The organism is Leifsonia sp. NPDC014704 (genome assembly GCF_043083605.1).
GTDB lineage: Bacteria > Actinomycetota > Actinomycetes > Actinomycetales > Microbacteriaceae > Leifsonia.
Map to the genome: position 1 here is coordinate 1968914 of NZ_JBIBYW010000001.1, position 24279 is coordinate 1993192.

Annotated in this window: 23 protein-coding genes; 11 read left to right on the forward strand and 12 right to left on the reverse strand. The window is 70.8% G+C overall.

Going from position 1 to position 24279, the window contains the following annotated elements:
• Positions 1-29: 29 nt before the first annotated feature.
• The gene (locus ACF1AJ_RS09550) at positions 30-1322 is read right to left on the reverse strand and encodes an MFS transporter (protein ID WP_391507101.1); all 1293 of its coding nucleotides are present in this window, start codon (positions 1320-1322) and stop codon (positions 30-32) included.
• Positions 1323-1431: 109 nt separating this feature from the next.
• Here ACF1AJ_RS09550 and ACF1AJ_RS09555 point away from each other — a divergent pair, with 109 nt between their 5' ends.
• From ACF1AJ_RS09555 to ACF1AJ_RS09580, 6 genes are all read left to right on the forward strand, one after another.
• On the forward strand, positions 1432-2094 hold the full coding sequence (locus ACF1AJ_RS09555) for a ThuA domain-containing protein (RefSeq protein WP_391507102.1): 663 nt from the start codon (positions 1432-1434) through the stop codon (positions 2092-2094).
• Between the two features lie 118 nt (positions 2095-2212).
• A complete protein-coding gene (locus ACF1AJ_RS09560; RefSeq protein ID WP_391507103.1) occupies positions 2213-3223 on the forward strand; it encodes a hydroxyacid dehydrogenase in 1011 nt (336 codons plus the stop codon).
• Positions 3224-3269: 46 nt separating this feature from the next.
• A complete protein-coding gene (locus tag ACF1AJ_RS09565) occupies positions 3270-4691 on the forward strand; it encodes an aldehyde dehydrogenase family protein (protein WP_391507104.1) in 1422 nt (473 codons plus the stop codon).
• A gap of 55 nt (positions 4692-4746) precedes the next feature.
• Positions 4747-6063, forward strand: coding sequence for an extracellular solute-binding protein (locus tag ACF1AJ_RS09570; RefSeq protein ID WP_391507105.1), 1317 nt, complete (start codon positions 4747-4749; stop codon positions 6061-6063).
• A gap of 109 nt (positions 6064-6172) precedes the next feature.
• Positions 6173-7087, forward strand: coding sequence for a carbohydrate ABC transporter permease (locus tag ACF1AJ_RS09575; RefSeq protein ID WP_391507106.1), 915 nt, complete (start codon positions 6173-6175; stop codon positions 7085-7087).
• Positions 7084-8004 (forward strand): carbohydrate ABC transporter permease, encoded by a 921-nt coding sequence (locus ACF1AJ_RS09580; protein WP_018189862.1) that lies wholly within the window; start codon positions 7084-7086, stop codon positions 8002-8004. The genes ACF1AJ_RS09575 and ACF1AJ_RS09580 overlap by 4 nt, the downstream gene beginning before the upstream one ends.
• A 12-nt stretch (positions 8005-8016) precedes the next feature.
• Here ACF1AJ_RS09580 and ACF1AJ_RS09585 read toward each other — a convergent pair whose 3' ends face one another.
• The 7 genes from ACF1AJ_RS09585 to ACF1AJ_RS09615 all read right to left on the reverse strand — a co-directional run bounded on the left by ACF1AJ_RS09585 (position 8017) and on the right by ACF1AJ_RS09615 (position 17496).
• Positions 8017-9039 (reverse strand): LacI family DNA-binding transcriptional regulator, encoded by a 1023-nt coding sequence (locus ACF1AJ_RS09585; protein WP_391507107.1) that lies wholly within the window; start codon positions 9037-9039, stop codon positions 8017-8019.
• Between the two features lie 31 nt (positions 9040-9070).
• Positions 9071-10099 (reverse strand): LacI family DNA-binding transcriptional regulator, encoded by a 1029-nt coding sequence (locus ACF1AJ_RS09590; RefSeq protein ID WP_391507108.1) that lies wholly within the window; start codon positions 10097-10099, stop codon positions 9071-9073.
• Positions 10100-10180: 81 nt separating this feature from the next.
• Complete coding sequence (locus tag ACF1AJ_RS09595; RefSeq protein ID WP_391507109.1) at positions 10181-11572, reverse strand: MFS transporter; 1392 nt, start codon at positions 11570-11572, stop codon at positions 10181-10183.
• A gap of 71 nt (positions 11573-11643) precedes the next feature.
• On the reverse strand, positions 11644-12663 hold the full coding sequence (locus ACF1AJ_RS09600) for a LacI family DNA-binding transcriptional regulator (RefSeq protein WP_391507110.1): 1020 nt from the start codon (positions 12661-12663) through the stop codon (positions 11644-11646).
• Positions 12664-12715: 52 nt separating this feature from the next.
• Positions 12716-14083, reverse strand: a complete 1368-nt coding sequence (locus tag ACF1AJ_RS09605) for an APC family permease (RefSeq protein ID WP_391507111.1) — start codon at positions 14081-14083, stop codon at positions 12716-12718.
• Positions 14084-14125: 42 nt separating this feature from the next.
• A complete protein-coding gene (locus ACF1AJ_RS09610; protein ID WP_391507112.1) occupies positions 14126-16225 on the reverse strand; it encodes an ArnT family glycosyltransferase in 2100 nt (699 codons plus the stop codon).
• 5 nt (positions 16226-16230) lie between these two features.
• Positions 16231-17496 carry a glycosyltransferase gene (locus tag ACF1AJ_RS09615; RefSeq protein WP_391507113.1) on the reverse strand — a complete coding sequence of 422 codons (1266 nt, stop codon included), beginning with the start codon at positions 17494-17496 and terminating at the stop codon, positions 16231-16233.
• A gap of 155 nt (positions 17497-17651) precedes the next feature.
• Between ACF1AJ_RS09615 and ACF1AJ_RS09620 the strand changes: the two genes are divergently transcribed.
• The 3 genes from ACF1AJ_RS09620 (at position 17652) to ACF1AJ_RS09630 (ending at position 19782) form a co-directional block, all read left to right on the forward strand.
• Positions 17652-19238, forward strand: coding sequence for a Na+/H+ antiporter (locus ACF1AJ_RS09620; protein ID WP_391507114.1), 1587 nt, complete (start codon positions 17652-17654; stop codon positions 19236-19238).
• 94 nt (positions 19239-19332) lie between these two features.
• The gene (locus ACF1AJ_RS09625) at positions 19333-19494 is read left to right on the forward strand and encodes a hypothetical protein (RefSeq protein ID WP_391507115.1); all 162 of its coding nucleotides are present in this window, start codon (positions 19333-19335) and stop codon (positions 19492-19494) included.
• 81 nt (positions 19495-19575) lie between these two features.
• The gene (locus ACF1AJ_RS09630) at positions 19576-19782 is read left to right on the forward strand and encodes a hypothetical protein (protein WP_018189822.1); all 207 of its coding nucleotides are present in this window, start codon (positions 19576-19578) and stop codon (positions 19780-19782) included.
• A 31-nt stretch (positions 19783-19813) separates the two neighbouring features.
• On the opposite strand, the gene ACF1AJ_RS09635 is transcribed toward ACF1AJ_RS09630, so the two are convergent.
• On the reverse strand, positions 19814-20083 hold the full coding sequence (locus ACF1AJ_RS09635; RefSeq protein WP_018189821.1) for a hypothetical protein: 270 nt from the start codon (positions 20081-20083) through the stop codon (positions 19814-19816).
• 96 nt (positions 20084-20179) lie between these two features.
• Positions 20180-21292, reverse strand: a complete 1113-nt coding sequence (locus ACF1AJ_RS09640; protein WP_391507116.1) for a glutamate--cysteine ligase — start codon at positions 21290-21292, stop codon at positions 20180-20182.
• A 241-nt stretch (positions 21293-21533) separates the two neighbouring features.
• Here ACF1AJ_RS09640 and ACF1AJ_RS09645 point away from each other — a divergent pair, with 241 nt between their 5' ends.
• Entirely contained in the window at positions 21534-21815 is a 282-nt protein-coding gene (locus tag ACF1AJ_RS09645) for a hypothetical protein (protein WP_391507117.1), read from the forward strand.
• 23 nt (positions 21816-21838) lie between these two features.
• Positions 21839-22669, forward strand: a complete 831-nt coding sequence (locus ACF1AJ_RS09650) for a hypothetical protein (protein WP_391507118.1) — start codon at positions 21839-21841, stop codon at positions 22667-22669.
• On the opposite strand, the gene ACF1AJ_RS09655 is transcribed toward ACF1AJ_RS09650, so the two are convergent.
• Together ACF1AJ_RS09655 and ACF1AJ_RS09660 are read right to left on the reverse strand one after the other, a co-directional pair.
• Positions 22656-23075: a VOC family protein gene (locus tag ACF1AJ_RS09655; RefSeq protein WP_391507119.1), complete on the reverse strand. Its 420-nt coding sequence runs from the start codon at positions 23073-23075 to the stop codon at positions 22656-22658. The genes ACF1AJ_RS09650 and ACF1AJ_RS09655 overlap by 14 nt on opposite strands.
• Before the next feature lie 35 nt (positions 23076-23110).
• Complete coding sequence (locus ACF1AJ_RS09660) at positions 23111-24256, reverse strand: cystathionine gamma-synthase (protein ID WP_391507120.1); 1146 nt, start codon at positions 24254-24256, stop codon at positions 23111-23113.
• Between the last annotated feature and the right edge of the window lie 23 nt (positions 24257-24279).

The window sequence follows — 24279 nt, forward strand, 5'->3', positions numbered from 1 at the left end:
AACGGGAGGGGACGCGCGGGACGGGACGGTCAGCGGCGCAGCCGTGGGGCCTGCTCGGCAGCCGGAGTCGCGGCGTCGGCGGCAGTGAAGTCGATAGCGTGCGCCTGCTTGCCGAAGGCGGTCAGCAGGATGACGGCGATCGCCGCGATGCCGACCGTCGACGCCATCGCCCAGCCGTAGCCGAGCTGCGGCGCGAGCGCCTGCTGGATGGGCAGGTTGAAGGCCGCGATCACGTTGCCCAGCTGGTAGGTCACGCCCGGATAGAACCCGCGGATCGCGTTCGGCGACATCTCGTTCAGGTGCGCCGGAATGGCGCCCCACGCCCCCTGCGTCGTGAACTGGATGAGCGCGGAGCCGAGGCACAGCAGCCCTGCCGTCTGCGAAAACGCGAAGATCGGGATGATCGGGATGGTCAGGGCCGCCCCGAGGATGATCGTCGCCTTCCGGCCCCAGCGGTCCGACAGCGAGCCGAGCACGACGCAGCCGACGATCGCGCCGATGTTGTAGACGACGGCGATCCAGCCGGCCGTCGCCGCATCCAGTCCGGCTCCCCCGTTCTCGGTCGACTTCAGGAACGTCGGGTAGATGTCCTGCGTGCCGTGGCTCATCCAGTTGAACGCAGCCATCAGCAGCACCAGGTACACGAAGCGGCGCAGCACCTTGCCGTCGAAGAACACGCGGCGGATGGACGTGTCGGCCTTCCGCATCTTCTCGCGGGTGTTCTCCCACACCTCCGACTCCTTGACGCGGGAGCGGATGATGAGCGTGATCAGCGCGGGCAGGATGCTCAGCGCGAACATCCACCGCCAGTTCAGCCCGAGGACCGAGTGCACCAGCAGGAAGGCGAGCGACGCCAGCAGGTAGCCGGCGGAGTAGCCGGCCTGCAGGATGCCCGAGTAGAAGCCGCGACGGGTGCGCGGCACCTTCTCCATCGTGAGCGCGGCGCCGAGGCCCCACTCGCCGCCCATCCCGATGCCGTAGAGCAGCCGCAGGATGAAGAGCACGGTGAAGTTGGGGGCGAAGGCGCAGAGGAATCCCACCACCGAGTAGAAGCACACGTCGACCATGAGCGGGATGCGCCGGCCGATCCGGTCGGCCCACAGACCGAACAGGTACGCGCCGACGGGGCGCATGATCAGCGTGATGGTCGTGAGGTACGCCATCTGCTCGAGCGGGACGTGGAACTCGGCCCCGATCTCGGCGTAGACGAGCACGATGATGAAGTAGTCGAAGGCGTCCATCATCCAGCCGAGGAGCGACGCGATGAACGCGTTGCGCTGGTCGGGGTTCAGGCGAGTGGAGGCGATAGCAGTGTCGGACACAGGTTCCCTTCCGATCGACGGTGATCGGCACGCGCGCGAGAAAGCGCTTACCATCGCGTTACGATAGACCCCGTTTCGCGGGTGTCAACCCGAACCGACGGAGGTTGTGATGCGAGCACTGATCCTGAGCGGCGCCGGGCGGTACGCCGATCCCTGGCACCCGTTCGCCGAGACGTCGGAGCGACTGGCGGGCATCCTCCGCGAAGTGGGACTCGAGGTCGAGATCTCCGAAGAGGTGGATGCGCGCATGGCCGCGCTGACGACCGACGCGCCCGACCTGCTGGTGCTCAACATCGGCGACCCGGCGCTCACCGGCACCCCGGACCCGGAGGCCGAACGCCGCGGCCGGGACGGCCTGCTCGCGCATCTCGCCTCCGGGCGGCCGCTGCTCGCGTCGCACGTGACGTCGACCTCGCTGCGCGGCATCCCCGAGTGGGAGAGCATCCTCGGCGGCGTCTGGGTGCGCGGCACGACGTTCCACCCCGACTACGGGCCGGCCCGCATCCATGTTCACGCCGATCGCAGCCCCATCGTGGCGGGGCTCGACGACTTCTCGGTGACGGACGAGCGGTACACCGACCTGCGGGTGCAGCCGGACGTGGTGGCGCTCGCCTCGCACGAGCACGAGGGCGCCGAGCATCCGCTGATGTGGGAGCGCGAGTACGGCCCGGCGACGATCTTCTACGACGCGCTCGGCCATGACGCCGCTTCCTACGACGCCGAGGCCCACCGCGAGATCCTCCGCCGGGCGGTGCGCCGCCTCGTCTCCTGAGCCGCCGGCAGGCTCTCCGAAATTCGTGCTTGACGTGGCGACCCGGGATGCGCATTATTGGGAATGCGCATTCTGGGAATGCGCAATCCGGACCACCGCCCCACCCGAGGAGTCGACGATGACCGCAGCGAGCACGCCCGTCGCCGCCTTCGCCATGCGACCGGATCTGCCGGCTCTGCTGTTCTCGTCCGACGACCTCGCCGCCCTCCGGTCGATCGTCGCGCTGGACGCCACCGTCACCATCACCGACTTCGCCACCGCGCCCGCCGGGCTGCTCGACAGCGTGGAGATCCTCGTCACCGGATGGGGCGCCCCGCACATCGGGCCGGCGGAGCTCGACCGCATGCCCCGGCTGCGCGCTATCGTCCACGCCGCCGGCACGGTGAAGGGCCACATCGACGACGCCGCATGGGATCGCGGAGTGCTCGTCACCAGCGCGGCCAACGCCAACGCCTATCCCGTCGCCGAGTACACGCTCGCCATGATCCTGCTCGCCGGGAAGGGCGTGCCGGACTACATCCGCGGATACGCGACCGACCCGGCCCTCTACGAGCGCGAGGCCGACCCGGCGATCGGCAACTTCCGCCGGACGGTCGGCATCATCGGCGCCTCCCGCGTCGGCCGCCGTGTGATCGAGCTGCTCGAGCCGTTCGACATCGACGTGCTGCTGTACGACCCGCAGGTGCGCCAGGGCGACCCCGTCCTCGAGCGAGCACGGGCTGTGACCCTCGACGACCTCTTCGCCGGATCGAGCATCGTCAGCGTGCACGCGCCGCTGCTGCCCGAGACGGTCGGGATGGTCGGGGCCGCGCAGCTCGCTCTGCTGCCCGACGGCGCCACCCTGATCAACACCGCCCGCGCCCCGATCGTCGACCAGGAGGCACTCACCGCCGCGGTCCGCGACCGCGGCCTACGCGTCGTCCTCGACGTGACCGAGCCCGAACCCCTCCCCGCGGAACACCCGCTGCGGTCTCTGCCGGGAGTGGTGCTCACACCCCACGTCGCGGGTGCGCTCGGCACCGAGGTCCGTCGTCTGGGCGAGTGCGCCCGGCACGAGATCGAACGATTCGTCGCCGGGGAGCCGGCCGAACATCCCGTCACGAAGGAAGCTCTGATCGCCGTTGCCTGAGACTGTCACCGTACCCACCACCCCTTCGATCCAGGAGGCATCCCCCATGCGCGAGCTCCGCGACTACGACGTCCAGGTGTTCATCGACGGCCGATTCGAGCGACCGGAGGCCGGCGACGGCATCCCCGTGCTCGACAAAGCGGCCGGCGTGCCGTTCGGCAGCTACGGCAACGCCTCCCCCGCACAGGTCGACCGCGCGTTGGCCGCGGCCCGCCACGCGCAGCCCGCCTGGGCGCGGGTGGACGCGAACACGCGTTCCGCGATCATCCGCCGGTTCGCCGCGGAGCTCGAGAACCGGCGCGACGAGCTCCTGACCCTGCTCATCCGCGAGACCGGCGGAACGCTCGAGAAGGCGGAGGAGGAGCTCGGGCAGGCGATCACGCAGCTCGAGAACTCCGCCACCCAGCTCACCGAGAACGCGGGGAGCATCCTCCCTCCGTACAAGTCGGGAAAGCTCTCGCTCTCGCGCGCCGTCCCCCTCGGCGTCATCGGCCTGATCGTCCCCTGGAACTACCCGATGAGCCTCGCCATGCGCGCGCTCGCCCCCGGGCTGGCGTACGGCAACGCCGTCGTGCTCAAGCCCGCCGAGCTGACCCCGATCGCCGGAGGCCAGATCCTCGCGGAGGCGGCGCTCGCGGCCGGCGTCCCGGCCGGCGTGTTCGCGGTCGTCCCGGGCGACGGGCCGACCACGGGCCGCACGCTCAGCGAGCACCCGGACCTCGACCTCATCCACTTCACCGGATCGTTCGAGGTCGGCCACCAGATCGCCAACTTCGCCGCGCGATCCTTCCGGCCCGTCGCCACCGAGCTCGGCGGCGACAACGCCTTCGTCGTGCTCGACGACGCCGACATCGACCAGGCCGCCAGCTGCGCCGTGTGGTCGTCGCTCTGGTACCAGGGTCAGACCTGCATCACCGCCGGGCGCCACATCGTCCACCGGGATGTCGCGGCGGCATACTCCGACGCCGTCGTCGAGCGCGTGCGCGCCCTCCGCGTGGGCGACCCGCTGCGCGACGACGTCGACCTCGGCCCGATCATCAGCGAGACCCAGCTGCGCCGCTTCGCCGATGGCCTGGTCCGGCCGTCCATCGCGGCCGGCGCCACCGTGGCCGTCGGCGGCGATCACGACGGCCTCTTCTACCAGCCCACCGTCCTCACCGGCGTCACCCCCGACATGCCGGTGTTCACGGAGGAGATCTTCGGCCCGGTGATGCCGATCACCGTCGTCGACAGTGAGGCGGAGGCACTCGCCCTCGTCAACAGGCACCGCACGCTCATGAACTCCGTCTTCACCGGCGACCCGATGCGCGGACTCGCGTTCGCAGAACAGGTGAAGAGCAACGAGGTCCATGTCAACGACGGGTACGCCCGCCATGGCGGCGAGGGACAGCTCGCCGGCTTCACCCATCGGCAGTGGATCGGCATCCAGACCACCCCCGTGCGCTACCCCGCATGGGCCGAGGGCTGAACCCACCTGACGCACCACGAGAACGCACCACGAATCATCGAAGGAGATGCACACAGTGAGGAAGTCAACGCTGAGGACCATCGGAGCGGTGGTCGGCGTGGCCGCCGCCGCGGCCACGGTCCTGACCGGCTGCTCGAGCTCGGGCGGCGGGACCTCGTCGTCACCGGGCGGCAAGGTCACCCTGTCCTACGTCAACTGGGACGGCGGCATGCAGGCCGTCGTCGATGAGTGGAACAAGGCCAACCCGGACATCCAGGTCAAGCTGACCAAGCCGTCCGGCACCGGCTACACGCTGTACAACAAGCTGATCACCAACAACAAGGCCGGCACGAACCCGGACGTCACCGAGGTGGAGTACCAGGCGCTCCCCGCCCTGATCGCCAACAAGGTCGTCGTCCCGATCGACAAGTACGTCGGGGACCTCTCCGGCGACTTCTCGAAGTCGACGCTCGCGCAGGTCCAGTTCGAGGGCAAGACCTACGGAGTGCCGCAGAACGTCTGCCCGATGGTGTTCTTCTACCGCAAGGACATCTGGGACTCGCTCGGCCTCACGGCGCCCAAGACCTGGGACGAGTACGCCGCGGATGCCGCGAAGATCCACGCCGCCGACCCGTCCAAGTACATCGGCAACTTCACCGCCGCCGACCCCGGCTGGTTCGCCGGACTCGCCCAGCAGGCGGGAGCCGACTGGTGGAAGGCCTCCGGCGACACGTGGACGGTCGGCATCAACGACGCCGCCTCCAAGAAGGTCGCCGACTACTGGAGCGGGCTCGTCAACCAGGGCGTCGTCAGCCCGGAGCCGAACTGGTCCGCCCAGTGGAACACCGACATGAACAACGGCACCCTCGTGGGCTGGGTCAGCGCGCAGTGGGCGCCCAACCAGCTGCCGTCGATCGCCAAGGACACCGCGGGCAAGTGGGTCGCGGCTCCTCTCCCCGCCTGGACGGCCGGGGACGACACCGTCGGCATCTGGGGCGGCGAGACCGAGGCCGTGACGGCCAACTCGAAGCACACGGCAGAGGCCGCGAAGTTCGTGAAGTGGATGAACTCCTCCAAGGAGGGCGTCGCCTCGCTGATCAAGAACGTGCAGGTCTTCCCCGCCAGCCTCTCGAACCAGACGGCTCCGGAGCTTCAGACGCCGCCGCCGTTCATGTCGAACCAGCCGGACTACTACACCCTCATGGGCACGCTGGCGAAGGGCGTCCGCACCTTCGACATCTGGGGACCGAACGCGAACGTCACGTTCGACTCCTACTCGAACGCCTTCGGCGACGCACTGCAGAACAAGACGCCGCTCGCCGCGGCTCTCGACAAGATGCAGTCGAGCACGGTGTCCGACATGAAGAAGATCGGGTTCAAGGTCACGGGCTGACCGTGCTTCCCCCGGCGGGGGCGGCGACCCCCACGTCGTCCCCGCTGAAACCCCACCGCATCCACCGCCCGTTTCCACCGCCCGCACCCACCGAACTGGAGACCCGCCCATGGCCGTCATCGGAGCCGGCACCGCACGGAGACCCCGCCGCAGACGCACGCTTCTGCCCGTATTGCTCGTCGCGCCCGCCGTCATCCTGCTGCTGCTGTTCACCGTCGCGCCCGGCGTGTACGCGGTGATCCTCAGCTTCCTGCAGCTGAAGGTGGGCGGCGGACTCCTCGGCGGCGGCGATCCGACCGAGGTCTTCGCGGGCTTCGCCAACTACGTGACGACCCTCACCGACCCGGAGTTCTGGGCCAGCCTCGGACGGATGCTGCTGATCGCCCTCATCGGCGTGCCGCTCACCATCGTGCTGGCCACCCTCTTCGCGCTCTGCCTCGATGCCAAGCGCGCCCGGCTGGTCGGCGTCACCCGACTGGCGATCTTCCTCCCCTATGCGGTTCCCGGCGTCGTCGCGTCGCTGCTCTGGGGCTTCATGTACCTCCCGGCGACCAGCCCGATCGGCGGCCGCTTCATCGACTACTTCGGCAGCACCGGGATCTTCTTCTCGGTCGCGAACGTCGCGGTGTGGGGCGTCGTGGGCTTCAACATGGTGATCATCTACACCGCGGTGCGCAGCCTCCCCAAGGAGCTGTTCGAAGCGGCGGAGCTCGACGGCGCCAGCGAGCTGCAGGTCGCTCTGCGCATCAAGCTGCCGCTGATCGCCCCGGCCATCACCATGGTCGCCCTGTTCTCCGTCATCGGCGCCCTGCAGCTGTTCAACGAGCCGACGACCCTGAAGCCGCTGGCGAACGCCATCTCGTCCACCTGGGTGCCGCTCATGCGCGTCTACACCGACGCGTTCGTCAACAACAGCATCTACGAGGGCGCTGCCACCTCGTTCATCCTCATCCTCATGACCGTCGCCGCAACGGTGATCGTCAACGTGATCGGCCGGCGCTTCGCCCGGAGGGAGACCCGATGACCACCGCGACCGTACGCACCCCCGACGGGCCGCCGACGACGGCGGCGCGGCGATCCGACCCGCGACCGCCGCTGCGGACGCGCTCTGGTCTGCGGATCGTCCCCACCCTCATCCTCATCGTCGGCGCGCTGTACTGCGTCCTGCCGGTGCTGTGGATCCTCATCGCCTCCACGAAGACCAACGACGAGCTGTTCTCGACCCCGTCGTTCGTGCCGTCCTTCACCGGCGGCTTCTGGACCAACATGCAGGCGCTGTTCACCTACAACAACGGCATCTTCGGACGCTGGGCGCTCAACTCGGTGATCTACGCGATCGGCGGCGGCGTGCTGTCCACCGTCATCGCGGGGGCGGCCGGGTACGCCCTCGGCAAGTACACGTTCACCGGGTCGAAGTGGATCTTCCGGCTCATCGTCGCGGCCGTGCTGCTCCCCCAGATCATGCTCGCCATCCCGCAGTTCCTGCTGCTGGCGAAGTTCGGGATGACGAACACCTACGCGTCCGTCATCCTCCCCCAGCTGGTGTCGCCGTTCGCGATCTACCTGTGCAAGATCTACGCAGAGGCGTCGGTTCCCGACGAGATCATGGAGGCCGCCAGGATCGATGGCGGCAGCGAGTGGCGCATCTTCTGGTCGGTCGGATCGCGGCTGATGATGCCCGCACTCGTGACGGTCTTCCTGCTGCAGTTCATCGGGATCTGGAACAACTTCCTCCTGCCCTTCGTGATGATCAACAACGACCAGCTCTACCCGCTGACTCTCGGGCTGTACGGCCTCATGATCATCACCGGCGGCCAGGCGGCGCAGTACTCGATCGTGATCGCGGGCGTGCTCGTGTCCATCGTGCCGCTGGCCATCCTGTTCCTGTCGCTGCAGCGCTACTGGAAGATCGACCTCATCTCCGGCGGCGTCAAGCTCTGAGGCCCGTCCTCGTCAGCGCCGAGGGGTGGATGCGCGCACGCGCACCTCGGCGCTGACCGGCGCACGCTCTCCGTCCGGCCCGCCCGGTTCGTCCGCGAGCGCGAGCTCGAGCGCACGGGCTCCGATCTCGGCCAGCGGAAGCGACACCGAGGTGAGGGCGGGAGTGACATCGGCGACGAGCGGGATGTCATCGAATCCCGCCACCGCGACCTCCTCGCCGGGTGCGATGCCGGCTTCACGCAGAGCCGCCATCACGCCGATCGCCATGACATCGCTCACTGCGAAGACGCATTCGGGGAGCGCACCCGAGCGGAGCAGTTCGGCCATCGCCTCCCGCCCTCCCGCGCGCGAGAACTCGGCGTGGGCGATGGACGCCGACGGCACGACCGACCGGAAACCGTCGACACGGTCGCGCACCGTGACGAGTTCTTCGGGGCCGGCGATGACGGCGAAGTCGCTGTAGCCGAGCGCCAGCAGCTCGCGAGCGAGCGCCGCCGCCCCGCCGTGGTTGTCGACGGCGACGGTGCGATGCTCCGGCGCTCCCCCGCCGACGACGGCCACGTTCGCACGGGCGCCTGCGAGCGGGTCGTCCGGCGCTGCGGCGGTGTCCTGATCGTCCGGCCGCACGACGCGGCTGCCGGCGAGCACCACCGCGCGCGGGCGCTGCCCGCGGAGAGCCGCCAGCGCTGCCTGCTCGCGCGCGACCGACGCGTGGCCAGCGTACGGTCCGGTCGCGGTGATCGTGACGATGAGGCCGCGCTCGTCCGCCACCCGTACGACACCGGAGGCGATGGAGGCGAAGTAGGGGTCCGCGATGTCGCCCACCACGAGCGCGACGACGTTGCTCGTGCCCCGGGCGACCGCCTGCGCCTGGACGTTGGGGCTGTACCCGAGCTCGCGCGCCGAAGCGAGCACACGCTCCTGCAGCGTCGCGTTGACCTTGCGCGTGCTGCCGTTCAGCGCGCGGGACGCGGTCGCCAGCGAGACGCCGGCATGCGCGGCGACGTCGGACAGGGTGGGGGCGTTCTCGCTCACAGCCCCAACCTACCGGCCGCCACCGCCGGGCCTACCGCCGCACGGGCGGGGTCGATGCCCGGATCACGGGGTGCGCCGGGACCGTGCGGCCCCCCGCATCCCCGTCGAGGGCGCGGCGGACCGTCTCGTCGGCGACCTGGTCGAGCGGCACGTGGACGGTGGTGAGGGCGGGCACGACGTCGCGGAGCGTAGTGATGTCGTCGAACCCGGCGACCGCGACGTCCTGCGGGATGCGCCGCCCGCGGTCGCGCAACCCGGCGATCGCCCCGAGCGCCATGTCGTCGGTGATCGCGAAGACGAGCTGGATGCGCGCGAGCTCGTCATCCGGCAGCGACCGGATGTGCTCGCGGGCTCCCTCCCACGAGAACTCCGGATAGGCGACGGCCGCGTCCCCGTCGAACCCTTCGACGAATCCGTCGACGCGCTGCTGCATGGAGAGAAGCGGGGTGGCGCTTCCGAGCACGAGGGCGCGCCGGTAGCCGAGCGTCGTGAGCTCCGCGGCGAGCTCGCGTGCGCCCTCGCGGTTGTCGAACGTGACGGTCTCGAAGGGCAGGTCGGTCCGGCTGATCAGCACGACCCGGCCGCCGGTCTCCTCGAAGCGGCGCAGCTCGGCGACCAGCTCGTCCCCGTTGGGCGGATCGACGTACCCGGTGCCCGCCAGCACGATCGCCTGCGGCTGCTGTCCGCGCAATTCGCGCACCAGCTCCAGCTCGCGGTCCACCCGGCGGTCGGTCACGGCGATCGAGACGCGCATCCCGAACTCCGCCGCCTGCTTCATGAGCTCGGAGGCCATGGCCGAGAAGTACGGGTCCGAGATCCCGCTGATCACCAGGGCGATCGTCCGGGAGGTGCCGCGCGCGATCACCTGTGCGGCCAGGTTGGGCGTGTAACCCAGCTCTCGGGCGGCATCGAGCACCCGCCGCCGGTAGCTGTCTGCGACGGTCCGCGCGCTACCGTTGAGCACCCGGGACGCGGTCGGCTGCGAGACGCCGGCCCGCCGCGCGACGTCGGTCAGAGTGACGGGACGTCGGGGGGCCGCCTCGCTCTTCGCCTCACCCACACGGCAACAGTACCGGCTCCGCCACCGCCTGGGAATGCGCATACCGGGCGCGGCGAAATGTCCGCCCTCGAGACTGCCGCGTCAGCGACGCACGAGTCGCGAGCCGACGACCCACGCGAGGCCGCAGAGCACCGCCGTCACCGCGAACGCCCCGACGAACGGAACGCCGCCGCCGAGGCCGCGGAGGGCCGCGAAGACGACCGCCGTCGCGGCCAGCGCGACCGCGGAGCCGGTGGAGTCGGCGATCGTCAAGGCCGAGCTGTTGAAGCCCTGGTCGGCGGGCGTCGAATAGTGCAGAGTGAGGACGCCGAGGCGCGGGTAGACGAAGCCCATGCCTGCGCCGGCGAATGCCCAGCCGATGACCACGACCCAGGGATCCAAATGCCAGACCGCCGTGGCGATGAGGGACGCGAGGGCGAAAGTCAGCCCGGTGGCGCCGAGGCGTGCGGCCAGACGGTTGCCGATGCCGGGGAAGCGGCCCTGCGCCCACGAGGCCGCCGACCAGCTGAGGCCGGCCGCGGTCAGGGCGAGACCCGCGATCGCGGCGGAGAGCCCGTACTCGGTCACCATGATGAGCGGTACGTACACCTCGGAGGCGAAGAAGGTCGCTGCGACGATGGCGCGCATCAGGATCACGCTCGGCAGACCGCGGAGTGCGACGAGCGTGCCCCGCGGAACCAGCGGACGGATCGCGACGGCCGCGACCGCGGCGGCGAGCACCGGCACGATCCACTGCACAGGGCCCGACGCCTCGGCGGCGAGGGTGAGGGCGAGCACCGCCGCGGCGAGCAGCAGCGACCACAGGATGCGTCCGACCGGGAATGGCCCCGGCTCGTCGGGGGCGCGGCGCACGCCGCGCATCACCGGCACCACCATCAGCATGGCCAGGGCGGTCAGCGCGACCACGCCGAGGAACACCCAGCGCCAGCCGACGGTCTCGCTCAGCACGCCCGCGATGAAGGGACCGATCAGCGACGGGATGACCCACGCGGCGGCGAACCCCGCGAAGATCCGGGGATGCAGCCGTGGCGGATACACCCGCGCCACGATGACGTAGAGAACGACCGTGAGCGCTCCGCCGCCCAGACCGTGGATGAGCCGGCCGGTGACGAACACCCCCATCGTCGGAGCCAGCCCGGCGGTGAGGAGACCCGCCGCGAAGAGGACGACGGAGGCGATCAGCGCGGACCGCGGGTTGCCGCGGTCCGTCCACGCGCCCGCAGCCACCATCCCGACGACGCCGACGGCGAGAGGACCCGCGAAGGCGAACGCGTAGAGCGAGGCGCCGTCGAGCTCGCGGCTGACGGTCGGCATGATCGTGGTCACGGCGAGGGCTTCGAAGGCCGCGAGCGTGATCAGGAGGCACATCCCGATGCTCGTCCAGCGGAACGGCGAGCTCAGCACACCCCCGGCCTGCGCGACATCGGACGTTGCGGGGGCCGCGGTCTCCGAATCCAGGTCGCGCGAGCTCATGGGCTCCAGCCTAGGCCGAGCCACCGACTCCCGCTCTGGGCCGGCCCGGCCGACCGGCCACTCCGGTGGCGTCAGCCGGCCGACACAGGAGGAGCGGTGGATGCGCGGACCACGAGGTCGGGCTGCAGGGTCACCGGCGTCGGCTCCGTTCCCCCCTCGATCTCGGTCACCAGGCTCTCGACGCTGCGCCGGCCGAGCTGGGTGAAGTCCTGCAGCACGGTCGTGAGCGGAGGCCAGTAGTGGGCGGCCTCGGCGATGTCGTCGAAGCCGACGACGCTCATGTCTTCGGGGATCCGGCGACCGAGCTCGTGCGCCGCGTGATAGACGCCGAGCGCCATCTGGTCATTGGAGGTGAACACGGCCGTCACATCCGCGTCGCCGAGCACCTCGCGGCCGAGGCGGTAGCCGGATTCCGCGGTCCAGTCGCCTTCTGGCGACGGCATCGGAGTGAGGCCGGCGGCGGCGAGCTCCGACCGGTAGCCGTGGACGCGTGCCTGCGCCTCGAACCATTCGAGCGGCCCCGACAGGTGGACGATCCGCCGGTGGCCGAGGTCGATCAGATGCCGGGTCGCGGCCCGGGCGCCGGCCACCTGGTCGACAGTGAGCTCTCGCTGCACCGACGCCGGACCGCCCAGCAGCGTGACGTAGGGCACATCGAGATTCGCCGTCTCGAGCTGCTGGAGCACGACCTCCTGCGGCGCGATGACGATGAGTCCTTCGACCGACTGCGCGAGGAGGTGGTCGAGGCCGGCGGCGATCGACTCCGGCCGGAGATCGGCGAGCTGGGCGACAGCGATGAAGTAGCCGGCTGCGCGTCCGGCGTCCTGAATCGCGTTGATGCTCGACACGGGTCCGTAGAGGGCCGCGGCGGACGTCGAGAGGATGCCGATCGTGCGCGATCGGGCGGTGACCAGCGCGCGGGCGGCGCGGTTCGGCCGGTAGTGCAGCTCGTCCATGGCGGCCAGCACTCTCTGCCGCGTCGACTCGCGGATACTGGGATGACCGTTGATCACGCGCGAGACCGTCTGGTGCGACACACCGGCGAGTGCGGCCACATCGCGCATACTCGAGGCCCGCTGATGCTCCGTCACCGCACCCCCTCCCGGCGTCGCCACGCACACGGCGGCGCCGTGGCTGCCCCTATTATGCGGGATCGGCTCCAGCGGGCCGCCCGGAACGCCGACGGCGCGAGCGCGAGACGGCACCGACCCCCAGCGCGACGACGGCCGCGACCGCGGGGAAGACCAGATGCCATCCGGCGAGCACGAGCAGCCCGGCCGCGAGCACGCACGAGATCAGCGCCATCCACCAGCCGAGCGAGCGCGCTGGGAGCAGCCGCAACGCCGACGCCACTCCCAGCCCGTAGACCGCGGCCGCGATGCTCGTGTGGACGAGGATGAACGGCTGGAGGTCGCCGCTCGTCAGCACGACGACCGAGTACGCGGCCATGACGACGGCCGACAGCAGCAATCCGCGCCGGGCGACCGCGCCGTTCTCGACGCCCTGGCCGAACCAGGCGGGGAGGTCGCCGTCGCGGCCCATGGCGGCGCCGAGCTTGCTGAAGGCGGCGAGGTAGGCGTTGAACACGCCGGTCACGACGATGGCGGCGATCACGGCGACCACCACGCCCCCTCCGTCGCCGGTGGCGACCCGGACGAGGTCGAGCAGCGGGACATCGCTCGTCGCCGCCTTCCCGCCCAGCACCACGACCGTGACGGCCTGGATGGCGAGGTACGCGACCGAGACGATGACCAGGGCGAGCGCGGTCGCCCGCGGGATGTCGCGCCGCGGGTTCCGGAACTCGCCGCCGATCCCGGCGACGGCCTCCCACCCGGCGAAGGCCCAGATGTAGAGGCTCATCGCCAGCCCCACGCCCGCCCAGCCGTGCGGGAGCAGAGGCTCGAGGTTCTCCGCCCGGGCGTGCGGCGCGGCCGCCGCCAGCACGAAGATCAGCACGGCGACGAGCGCGCCGGACAACACGAGCTGCACCGAGGCCGCGAACCGCACGCCGAAGGCCGTCACGATGACCGGGATCACCATCAATCCGACGGCGATCAGCGTTGTGCTGAGTGCGTCGCCGCCGATCACCGCGACCACGTACCGGGCGGTCATCAGCGCCGCGATCGGCGCCCCGATGGGCGTGCCGAAGAAGAACCAGTACCCGATCACGCGAGCAGCGTCCGGGCCGAACGCGCGCCGCGCGAAGGTGGCGACACCGCCCGCGTCGGGGTGCCGTCGCGCGAGAGCGGCGAAGGTGCTCGCCAGCGGCACCGAGATCAGGGCGAGCGCCGCGACCGCCAGGATCGCTCCAGGGCCGGCCGCTGCCGCGGCGAGCGCCGGAAGCACCAGGATGCCGGTGCCGAGCACCGCCGCGATGTACAGCGCGGTGCCGCCGGCCACTCCGAGCCGCCCGTGCGGCGGCGCGGGCACTCGCGGATCGGGCAGCTCGGGCTCCGGACCGCCGGCGTGCGTCGTGCTGCCGTTCGTCGCCGAGGGCCCGCGTTCCGTCATGTGCCCATGATGGCGCGGACCCCCGACATGCGAGCAGGTGCGTCACTCCGTGAGGTCGTACACCGTCACTCCGTCGACGGTCTGCGCGGTGAACGTGTCGGCCACCCAGGCCGCGATCCGGCTGGACGCGCTGCTCCCGCCGTTGGACTGACCGCCCACGCCGCCCGCGATGAAGTAGTGGATGCGCCCCTCGGCAACGTACTTCTGGAACTGCGCGAGCGTGGGCGACGGGTCGGAGCCGTTGAAGCCTCCGATCGGCATGACCGCCTCCTGAGTCGCCAGCTGGTAGCCGGCGGCCGAGTTGGAGCCGACGGCCGCGGCGGCCCAGGTATAGGACGACGCGTCCGCCTTCAGGAGCGCCGCGAGCTGGGAGCCGACGGTCCCCGAGCCCAGGAGCGAGCCCATTCCTCCCCCGCCGCCGGTCGCAGTTCCGGTGCCGCCGGTCGCTCCCGTCCCGCCCGGCGCTGTGCCGGTCGCGCCCGGAGGAGTCCCCTGGCCGCCGAAGCGGCCGGGACCGCCGTTCGCCCCACCGGGGGCACCCCCGAAGCCCCGGGTACCGCCCGGACCGCCCATCCCTCCGGTCACGGCCGGTCCGGCGGTGACGATGGAGCCGGTGTGGGCCGTCGTCACCGTCTGGATCGTGTACGCAAGCGGCGCGAGAAGGGCTGCTACCAGGGTCACCGCGATGGTCGCGGCCGCGAGCGCCCGCCGCGGCGGGAGCACGAGCAGCACGGCCGCGACGAGCGAGGCGACGAGCACGACGACCTTGAGCCACGGCAGCCAGTCCGTTGCGCGGTCGAGCAGCGCCCAGGCCCAGATCCCCGTCCCGAGGACGACGACCGCGGAGACGATGCGGATCCACAGCCGCTCGCGCGCCTGCCAGAGCGCGGAGGCGCCCACCGCCGCCGTCACAGCGAGCGCCGGAGCGAGCGCGACCGTGTAGTACGCGTGGAAGATGCCCGCCATGAAGCTGAACGCCACGGCGGTCACGAGCAGCCAGCCGCCGAAGACGAGCAACGTCGCCCGACGCGCGTCGGTCCGGGCCATCCGGCGCCCGAGCACGAGGGCCACGGCGAACAGCACGAGCGCGGCGGGAAGGAGCCAGGCGATCTGACCGCCGACCTCGTCCTCGAACAGCCGGAGGATGCCGGTCTGGCCCCACATCCCGCCACCGGTCCCTCCCCCGCCGCCTCCGGTGACCGATCCCGTCTCGTCGCCCGTGAGCCGCCCGAGGCCGTTGTAGCCGAACGTGAGCTCCAGGAAGCTGTTGGTCTGCGATCCGCCGATGTAGGGTCGCAGCGAGGCGGGTACGAGTTCGACGATGGCGACCCACCAGCCGGCGGAGACGACCACGGCGCCGAGGGCGGCGAAGAGGTGCCCGAACCGCTTGCGCCACGACAGCGGCGCTGCGGCCAGATAGACCCCGGCGAGGACCGGGAGGATGAGGAACGCCTGCAGCTGCTTCGTCAGGAACGCGAACCCGACCGCGATGCCGGCCCACACCACCCAGCGCACCCGTCCGCTCTCGATGCCGCGCAACGTGAGGTACGCCGAGAAGGTCAGCAGGAGCACCAGCAGTGCATCCGGGTTGTTGAAGCGGAACATGAGCGCGGCGACCGGAGTGATGGCCAGCACGCCGCCCGCGAGGAGGGCGGTCCGCGCGCTGAACCGCCGGCGCACGGTCGCATAGACGAGACCGACCGTGGCGACGCCCATCAGCGCCTCCGGAACAAGGATGCTCCAGGAGCTGAGCCCGAACAGACGGACCGACAGCGCCATGATCCAGAGGCTCGCGGGCGGTTTGTCCACCGTGATCGAGTTCGCCGCATCACTCGACCCGTAGAAGAAGGCCTCCCAGTTCACGCTCCCGGCCTGCACGGCCGCGGAGTAGAAGGAGTTCGCGTAACCGCTCGCCGCGAGGTCCCAGAGGTAGAGCAGCGCGGTCACAGCAAGGAGACCGAGCAGAGCGGGGCGCTCCCAGCGAGCGGCGCCCTCCCGCCCGCGGACGATCCGGCGGAGGGCAGCGCGGACACGCCCCGGGGAATGCGCCGGGGCGGCTCCCGACGGCGATGCTCCGGAACCCGGGACGACGGACGGCGTGGCAGTGGTGGCAGTGGTGGCAGTGGTGGCAGTGGTGGACATGGCGTTCACTCGCTTTCGGTGGAGGTGAGGGAGAGCGTGGGAGTGGAAGTGGTGGACGGCACGGGAGCCGCACCCACCCGCGGTCGCCGGAACACCCACAGCCGCAGCAGTACGAAGCGCAGCAGCGTGGCCACGAGGTTCGCCGCCGTCAGCACGAGCAGCTGGAGCTGCGCTGAGGCATGCGGGACCGCGGCGTGGAGCACGGCGAGCGAACCGCTGGTGAGCGCCCACGCGATGCCGAACACGACGAGCCCTTGGAACTGGTGCTTCACCATCCCGGGCCCGTCGACGCCGAACGTGAAACGCCGGTTGGCCCAGGTGTTCGCGATCGCGGTGAGGAGCAGCGCAGCCAGATTGGCGACCTGCGCAGACAACGCACTCTGCAGCACGAGGTACAGCAGGGCGTAGGCCGCGGTCGACAGGACCCCGACGATCCCGAAGCGCAGCACCTGTCCGAAGAAGCCGGGCGGATGCGGGGGCGCGAACGGGCGTCGGCCGAGCTCGGCGTACACCGATTCGATCGGGATACGACCGCGGGCCAGGTTCGTGCCCACCCGCAGCATCCCCTTCAGGTCATCCGTCGCCGTCCGGACGATGTCGACCGAGCTGTCCGGGTCGTCGACCCAGTCGACCGGGATCTCGTGGATGCGCAGCCCGGCGCGCTCCGCGAGGATGAGCAGCTCGGTGTCGAAGAACCAGCCGTCGTCCTCCACGAGGGGCAGCAGCCGCTGGGCCACATCCCGCCGGATCGCCTTGAACCCGCACTGGGCGTCGCTGAAACCGACGGACATGGCCCGCCTCAGCAGCAGGTTGTAGCTCCGCGAGATGAACTCCCGCTTCCCGCCTCTCGCCACCCGGGAGGAACGCCCGAGCCGGGTGCCGATCGCGAGATCCGAATGACCGGACAGCAGCGGCGCGACGAGCGGCGGCAGCGCGGCGAGGTCGGTGGAGAGGTCCTCGTCGAGGTACACGAGCACCTCGGCGGGCGACGTGCCCCACACCGCTTTGAGGGCGCGACCCCGTCCCTTCAGCGGCAGATGCACGGCGACGACGTGCGGGAGGTCGGCCGCCAGCGCATCGGCGAGCGCCGGCGTGGCGTCCGTGCTCGCGTTGTCCGCGATGGTGATGCGCCAGCTGTAGCGCACGTCAGCGCTCAGGTAGGCATGCAACCGGCGGATGGACGTGTCGAGCGTCGCCTGCTCGTTGTAGACCGGCACGACGACGTCGAGCGCCAGGAGGGGCGCCGGGTGAGGAGAGGATTCGTGCGTCATCCCGACACCCTCGCGTCGTTACATTCTTGTGACCTTTCGCACTCCTATGAGCCGTGAATGCCTTCTCTGCGGAGTTCCTATGCCCTGCACATCCGCCCGCCGAGGGTTACGGCGCGACGCCCGCCGCGGGAGGATGTGCGGCAGAAGGAGGTCCAGTGCTCGGACTCGAACTGGTCGTCGTCATCGGCGTCACCACCCTGCTGACCAAGGTGATCGCGCGGAAGACGGGGATCGCCCAGCCGCTCCTTCTTGTCGGCATCGGCGTGCTGATCGGGTTCATCCCCCTGTTCCGCGATGTCGAGCTCGCGCCGGAGGTGGTGCTGTTCCTGTTCCTCCCCGCGATCCTCTACTGGGAGAGCCTGACCACCTCGCTGCGAGAGATCCGCTCCAACCTGCGCGGCATCATCCTGATGAGCACGGGCCTCGTCGTCGTCACCGCCGCCGCGGTCGCGGTGCTGGCGCATGCGATGGGCCTGCCCTGGGGTGCGGCGTGGACGCTCGGCGCCGCGATCGCCCCGACCGACGCGACGGCGATGACCTCGTTCACGCGCTCGCTCCCCCGCCGCAACGTCACGATCCTGCGCGCGGAGAGCCTCGTCAACGACGGGACGGCCCTCGTGCTGTGGTCCCTCGCGGTCGGGTTCACCGTCGGCGACACCGATGTCAGCGTCGGCGCCGTCTCGCTGACCCTGCTCGTCGCCTACGTCGGCGCAGGCATCATCGGCGCCCTGGTCGCCTGGATCGCCATCCTCGCGCGGCGCCGGCTGCGGGATGCGGTCACGCAGAACATCGCCATGCTGCTGACCCCGTTCGTGGCGTACCTGCTGGCCGAGCTCGTGCACGCCTCCGGTGTGCTCGCCGTGGTGGTGGCAGGGCTGATCATCAGCCAGGCCGGTCCGCGCATCGGCGTGGCCGAGGGGCGGAGGCAGTCGGACGCCTTCTGGACCTTCACGACCTTCCTGCTCAACGCGAGCCTCTTCGTCCTCGTCGGCATCGAGTTGCCGCGGTCGACCATGGAACTGGCGGCGGTCGACGTCGGGATGGGTCTGGTCGCGATCGCCGCCGTGACTGCCGTCATCGTGGCCGTCCGCTTCGCCTACCTTTTCGGGACGGTGTACCTGATCCGGCTCCTCGATCGGCGCCCGCAGCAGAAGAAGCGGCGGATGAGCGACCGCGCCCGCGTCGTGAGCGGGCTCTCCGGCTTCCGCGGCGCCGTCTCCCTCGCCGCAGCCCTCGCGGTGCCGACGGCTCTGGAGAACGGCTCCCCCTTCCCCGGCCGCGACTTCATCGTGTTCGTCACCACCGGCGTGATCGTCGTGACGCTCGTCGGGCAGGGGCTCGTGCTCCCGGCCGTCGTCCGCTGGGCCCGCCTCCCCTCCGACGAGTCGGTCGGGCACGAGTTGCGGCTCGCCGAGACCAGCGCGACCCGCGCGGCCCTCGACGAGCTCCCGCAGCTCGCTCAGAGACTCGGCGTCGACCCGGAGATCAGCGAGCGCATCCAGGGCGAATTCGAAGAGCACCTCGAACTGCTGGAGGTGGAGGACGAGTCGCGCGACGGCGAGGAAGCTGCCGAGAGGAGCCGGCAGGACACCGAGCTCCGGCTGGCGCTGCTGCACTGCAAGCGGGAGGAAGTGGTCCGGCTGCGGGACGAGGGCGAGATCGACGACATCGTGTTGCGCGACATTCAGCGGCGGCTGGATGTGGAGGAGGTCCGGCTCACCGGCCGCGAACCCGGCGAGTGACCGACGGCCCTCCCTGCGGCCCTACCCGGGAGCCCGAGAGCCGTCTACCATCGCGCTCAGAGCATCCACGCGACAGCGATCCGGGAGGGACGCCATGAGCGACGCCAAGGAGAACTGGCCGGAGACGCCGTCGGGCGAACCGGTCGACACGGACGCCATCGCCGAAGGCGGCGGTGAAGGACCATACGACGCCGACGGTTTCGTCGAGCCGGAGCACGACGAGTTCGATCCGCTCGAGGACGACAGCGGCAGCTGATCCACCCGCACCTCTTGTCCCCCGGTCGTGTACCCCGCTAGGGTCGTGGTCAGACAGGCCGCCCGAGGGGAGGGGTGCAGCGTGACGACATTCGAATCACCGATCGGGAACGTTCCGAAGCCCGGTCAGGACGTGCATCTGGTGCGCTGGGTGCGCTCGGCGGACGGGTGGTCCAGCGAGACCCTGCTCTGCACATACCTGGGATGCACATCCGACTCCTGGATCGTCGACTCGCGCGGTGAGCAGGTTTCCCTCGCGCGCGACGAGTGGTCGCAGTTCGCGTTCTGACGCGGCGAACCACAGCGCACAGCGCAGGGCGCTAGAGCCCCGCCTGCCCGGCCAGGACCTCGACGGCGACCCGCCAGTCACGGGCGGGGATGCCCTCGCCGTCCTCCTCCTCGCCGGGGAGGCGGGCGACGAACGCCGGCCACAGTTCGCCGGTGTCGTGGACCTCCTCGATCAGGCCGAGGTACTCGCCGCCGTAGTACACCTCCCACGCCGCGGTCGCGGTGGGGCTGTACATGAGCGTCAGCGGCAGCGAGCCGTAGGTGTAGACGGCGTGCTGGTGGGCGAGCTCCTTCTCCGTCATGACCGCAGAATAGGCGCGATCCCCCACGGGCGGAAGGGCGCGTGACAGCGCGTGAACGACCGCACCGCCGCCGTGGGCGGTGTGGGGCTCGGAAGGTCAGGCGACGACCTGGTCGTCGTCCTCCGACTGCTCGTGGGTCGCCGAGACGGCGAGCGCGACGACATCCCGCATCCGCCCTCGCCGCTCGAACGCCGTTCGCTGACGACCGGCGCCTCCGCCGGTGGTGAGGATGCGGGCGAGCCCGCGCCGTACGAGCACCAGATCGCCGTTCGCCTCGAGCGCGGCCGAGGTGTGCGACAGCAGGGCGTCGATGGCTTCGACCGCCGGCACCTCGCGCCAGGTGACGGGATGCGGCAGAGAGCCGCGAACGCCGGTGAGTGCCGCCTGCCACTCGGCGAGGCGCAGTGCCGCCGACGGGACGGCTGCCGGTGGCACCCCGGCCTGCCAGTCCGCCGCCGCCGTGTCGACCAGGGCGCGGACGAGGGCCGCGATGACGGCGGCGTCGCGGGCGTCGAGGCAGACATCGGCGACGCGGACCTCGACCGTCGGCTGCTTGTGCGAGACGCGCGCGTCGAGGTACAGCATCCCGGTGTCGAGGATGACGCCGGTGTCGACCAGGAAGCGCTCGAACCGGTCGTAGGCCTCCACCGAGCCGAACACGTCGGTCGGTCCCGCGCTCTGCCACTGGTGCCACGCGGCGAAACGATAGCTGGCGTGACCCGTGTCCGCTCCGCCGAAGAACGGCGAGTTCGCGCTCAGAGCGAGCAGGGTCGGAAGCCAGGTGCGGATGCGGTCGAGCACCGCCACACCCTCTTCCCGCGAGTCGATCCCCACGTGCACGTGGAAGCCGCAGACCAGGGTGCCCCGGGCCGTGAGCCCGTATCGCTCGATCATCTTCGCGTAGCGCGGATCATCGGTGACGTGCGGGCGGAGCCGCATCGGCGACATGGCGACGGCGATGGCGCGGGCGCCGTGACGTTGGGCGAGCCCGTCGGCGAGCTCGCGGCCGCCGATGATGTCGAGCAGCAGCTCGCTGGTCTGGAGTTGCGGACGCGTCTGCGTCTCGATCATCTCCTGCTGGAACTCCGCGCTCACCGACGGCCCGTCGACGACCGGCGGAGCGTCCGCTAGGACGGACGGAGCCACCGGCGTGGCCATCCCGCGCTCGTCGACCAGGAGGAGTTCCTCCTCCACCCCGAAAGTCCTCACGAGACCACTATCGGCGAGTGCGGGCGACCGGACAATACCCGATCCGCCGTGAATGTCCCGTGCGTCGGTTGGTGTCGGCGGCCGGGCCATCTCTCGCGGCTGTTGCACATCCGTTGCGGTGTATTTGCTCCATTCGGCGAATCGTGGCGTGCATGGATTGCGGGGATGCCGACCTTGCCCTATAACTGACCCTGCGGCGCAAGGAATCGCCGGCGCAGTGATGCGAGATCGAGGAGCCTCCATGTGGGACACGGCGACACGGATCCCTTTCGATCCGGTCCTGCTGACCGAGCGCAGCGACGCCGCCGCACGGATGCGGCTGATGGCCCTCCTCCTGGAACGTCCGGGCATGAGCATGGACGAGCTGCACGGGATGCGCCTGCCGGGGCTCTTCGCCGACCTGCGGTCCTTCCACCGGGCCGGCCTCATCCGCACGTCGACGACGCCCCCGCGGTTCTTCGAACGGGACACCCGCGTGTACCCGGTGTGCGACGGGACCGGCGACGGGACCGCCCCCGCTTGAGGCCGCCCCTCTAGACTCCGGGCATGCCCCGGACCCCTGACGTGACCGCTTCTGCGGATTCCGAACCGGCCGCCTCCTGGCAGCGCGCACTCGACGGCGATACGGATGCGCTGGAGCGCCACCTCGCGGAGGGCAGCCGCCTACCCGGACCGCGTGCCAACCTCGAGCTCGCCCACCGCGTCGCGGACCTCGCGCACGCGACGCCGCCCGAGCGCCGGGCAGATGCCCTCCGCGTGCTCCGCCGGTGGCTGAGCGACGACCCCGGCGCCGCCCCCGACCTTCCCGAGGCGCATCGCGAATACCTCGCCGCGGTGGCCGCTCTCTCGGCCGGCGCGATCCTCGCCACCGGTCCGGATCCGGATGCGCTGACGCTCCTCGACGCCGCGACCGCCGATCCCCGCTGGCGCGTGCGCGAACTCGCCGCAACGGGCCTGCAACGCGTGCTCGCTGCGGACTGGGATCGGGGCCTCGCGGCAGCGCGCGCGTGGCTGCCGCTCGACCCGCTCCCTGCGCGAGCGGCCGTCGCCGCGGTCGCCGAGCCGTCGCTGCTGCAGGATCCACGCCACGCCGCGGACGCTGCCTCCGTTATCGAGCGTGCGGTCGACGAGCTGCTCGCCGTCCCGGCCTCCGGGCGCCGCGACCCGGACGTCCGGGTGCTCCGGAAGGCCCTCGGCTATGCCGTCAGCGTGGTCGCTGCGGCCGACCCCGATGCCGGGGTGGCGCTCCTGCAACGCCTCGCCACCTCCACGGACGGCGACGCCCGCTGGATCGCCCGCGAGAACCTCACGAAAGCGCGGCTGGCGCCCCTGTCCGATCGGCTGGCGGTCGCACGCGAGGCCCTCAACCGACCGTGAGCGTGCCGTCCTCCGCCAGCGTCCATCCCGGGTTGTACGCGACCTCCCAGACGTGGCCGTCCGGATCAGCGAAGTACCCCGAGTAGCCGCCCCAGAACGCACGCTCGGCGGGTTTCAGGATGCGGGCACCGGCCGCCTCGGCCTGCGCGAAGACGCGGTCGACGTCCTCCTCCGACCGCTGGTTGCACGCGAGCGTGATGCCGCTGAACGTCCCGTCGACCGGACGCCGGGCGTCCTCGGCCAGCTCATCCCGGCCGAACAGCGCGAACGCCATCCCGGGGAGCTGATAGAAGACGACGCCCTCGGGAGCATCGGCCGGCGTCCAGCCGAGCCCTCCCTCGTAGAAGGCCCGGCTCCTCGCCAGGTCGGCCACCCCGAGCGTCACGAGACTGATGCGTTGATCCATGCGCCCGAGGTTAGCCGCGACCGCTGACGCCGGGCCTAGCGACCGAGCGCCTGCTCCACGTCCGCTAGCAGGTCGTCGACGTCCTCGATGCCCACGGAGAGGCGCACGATGTTGTCGGGCACCTCGAGCGCGGTCCCGCGCACCGAGGCATGCGTCATCTCGGACGGGTACCCGATCAGCGACTCCACGCCGCCGAGGGACTCCGCCAGCTGGAACACCTGCGTCGACTCCGCGAACCGGCGCGCTGCCGCTGCTCCGCCGGCCAGCGCGACAGACAGCATGCCGCCGAATCCGCTCATCTGGCGTGCCGCGAGCTCGTGGCCGGGGTGCGTCGGCAGGCCCGGGTAGTAGACCGCCTCGACGCCCCCGTGGCCGACGAGCGACTCCGCGATCGCCTGCGCGTTGGCACTGTGCTGCCGCACGCGTACCTGCAGCGTCTTGATGCCGCGCGTGGTGAGCCACGCATCCATCGGCGACGACACGGCCCCCGCGGCGAACTGGATGAACTGCGCCTTCTGCGCGAGCTCCTCGTCGGCGAAGATCAGGGCGCCCCCGATGACGTCGGAGTGGCCGCCCAGATACTTGGTGGTCGAGTGGACGACGACATCGGCGCCGAACGACAGCGGCTGCTGCAGGGCGGGCGACGCGAAGGTGTTGTCGACGACGACGACCGCGCCGACGGCGTGACCGAGCTCAACGAGCGCCGCGATGTCGCTGATCTTCATCAGCGGGTTGCTCGGCGTCTCAATCCAGAGCATGCGCGTGCTGTCCGTCCCGAGCGCGGTGCGGACGGCATCCAGATCGGCGAGGTCGACGGTCGTGTTGCGGATGCCCCACTCGCTGTGGATGCGGTCGATCAGCCGGTGGGTGCCGCCGTATGCGTCGTTGCCGAGCACCACGTGGTCGCCCGGGCGGAGCGCAGCACGGAGCAGCGCGTCCTCTGCGGCCAGCCCGGAGGCGAACGACAGGGCGCGGACGCCGCCCTCCAGCGAGGCGAGCAGCGTCTCGAGGGAGGTGCGCGTCGGGTTGCCGGCGCGACCGTACTCGTAGCCGTTGCGGAGCCCGCCGATGCCGTCCTGCACGAACGTCGAGGTCTGGTAGATCGGCGGGATGATCGCGCCGGTGGTCGGGTCGAACTCCTGACCCTCGTGGATGGCGCGCGTGGCGAAGCCGTGTGTCATTGTCTCGATTCCTGTGTGAGTCG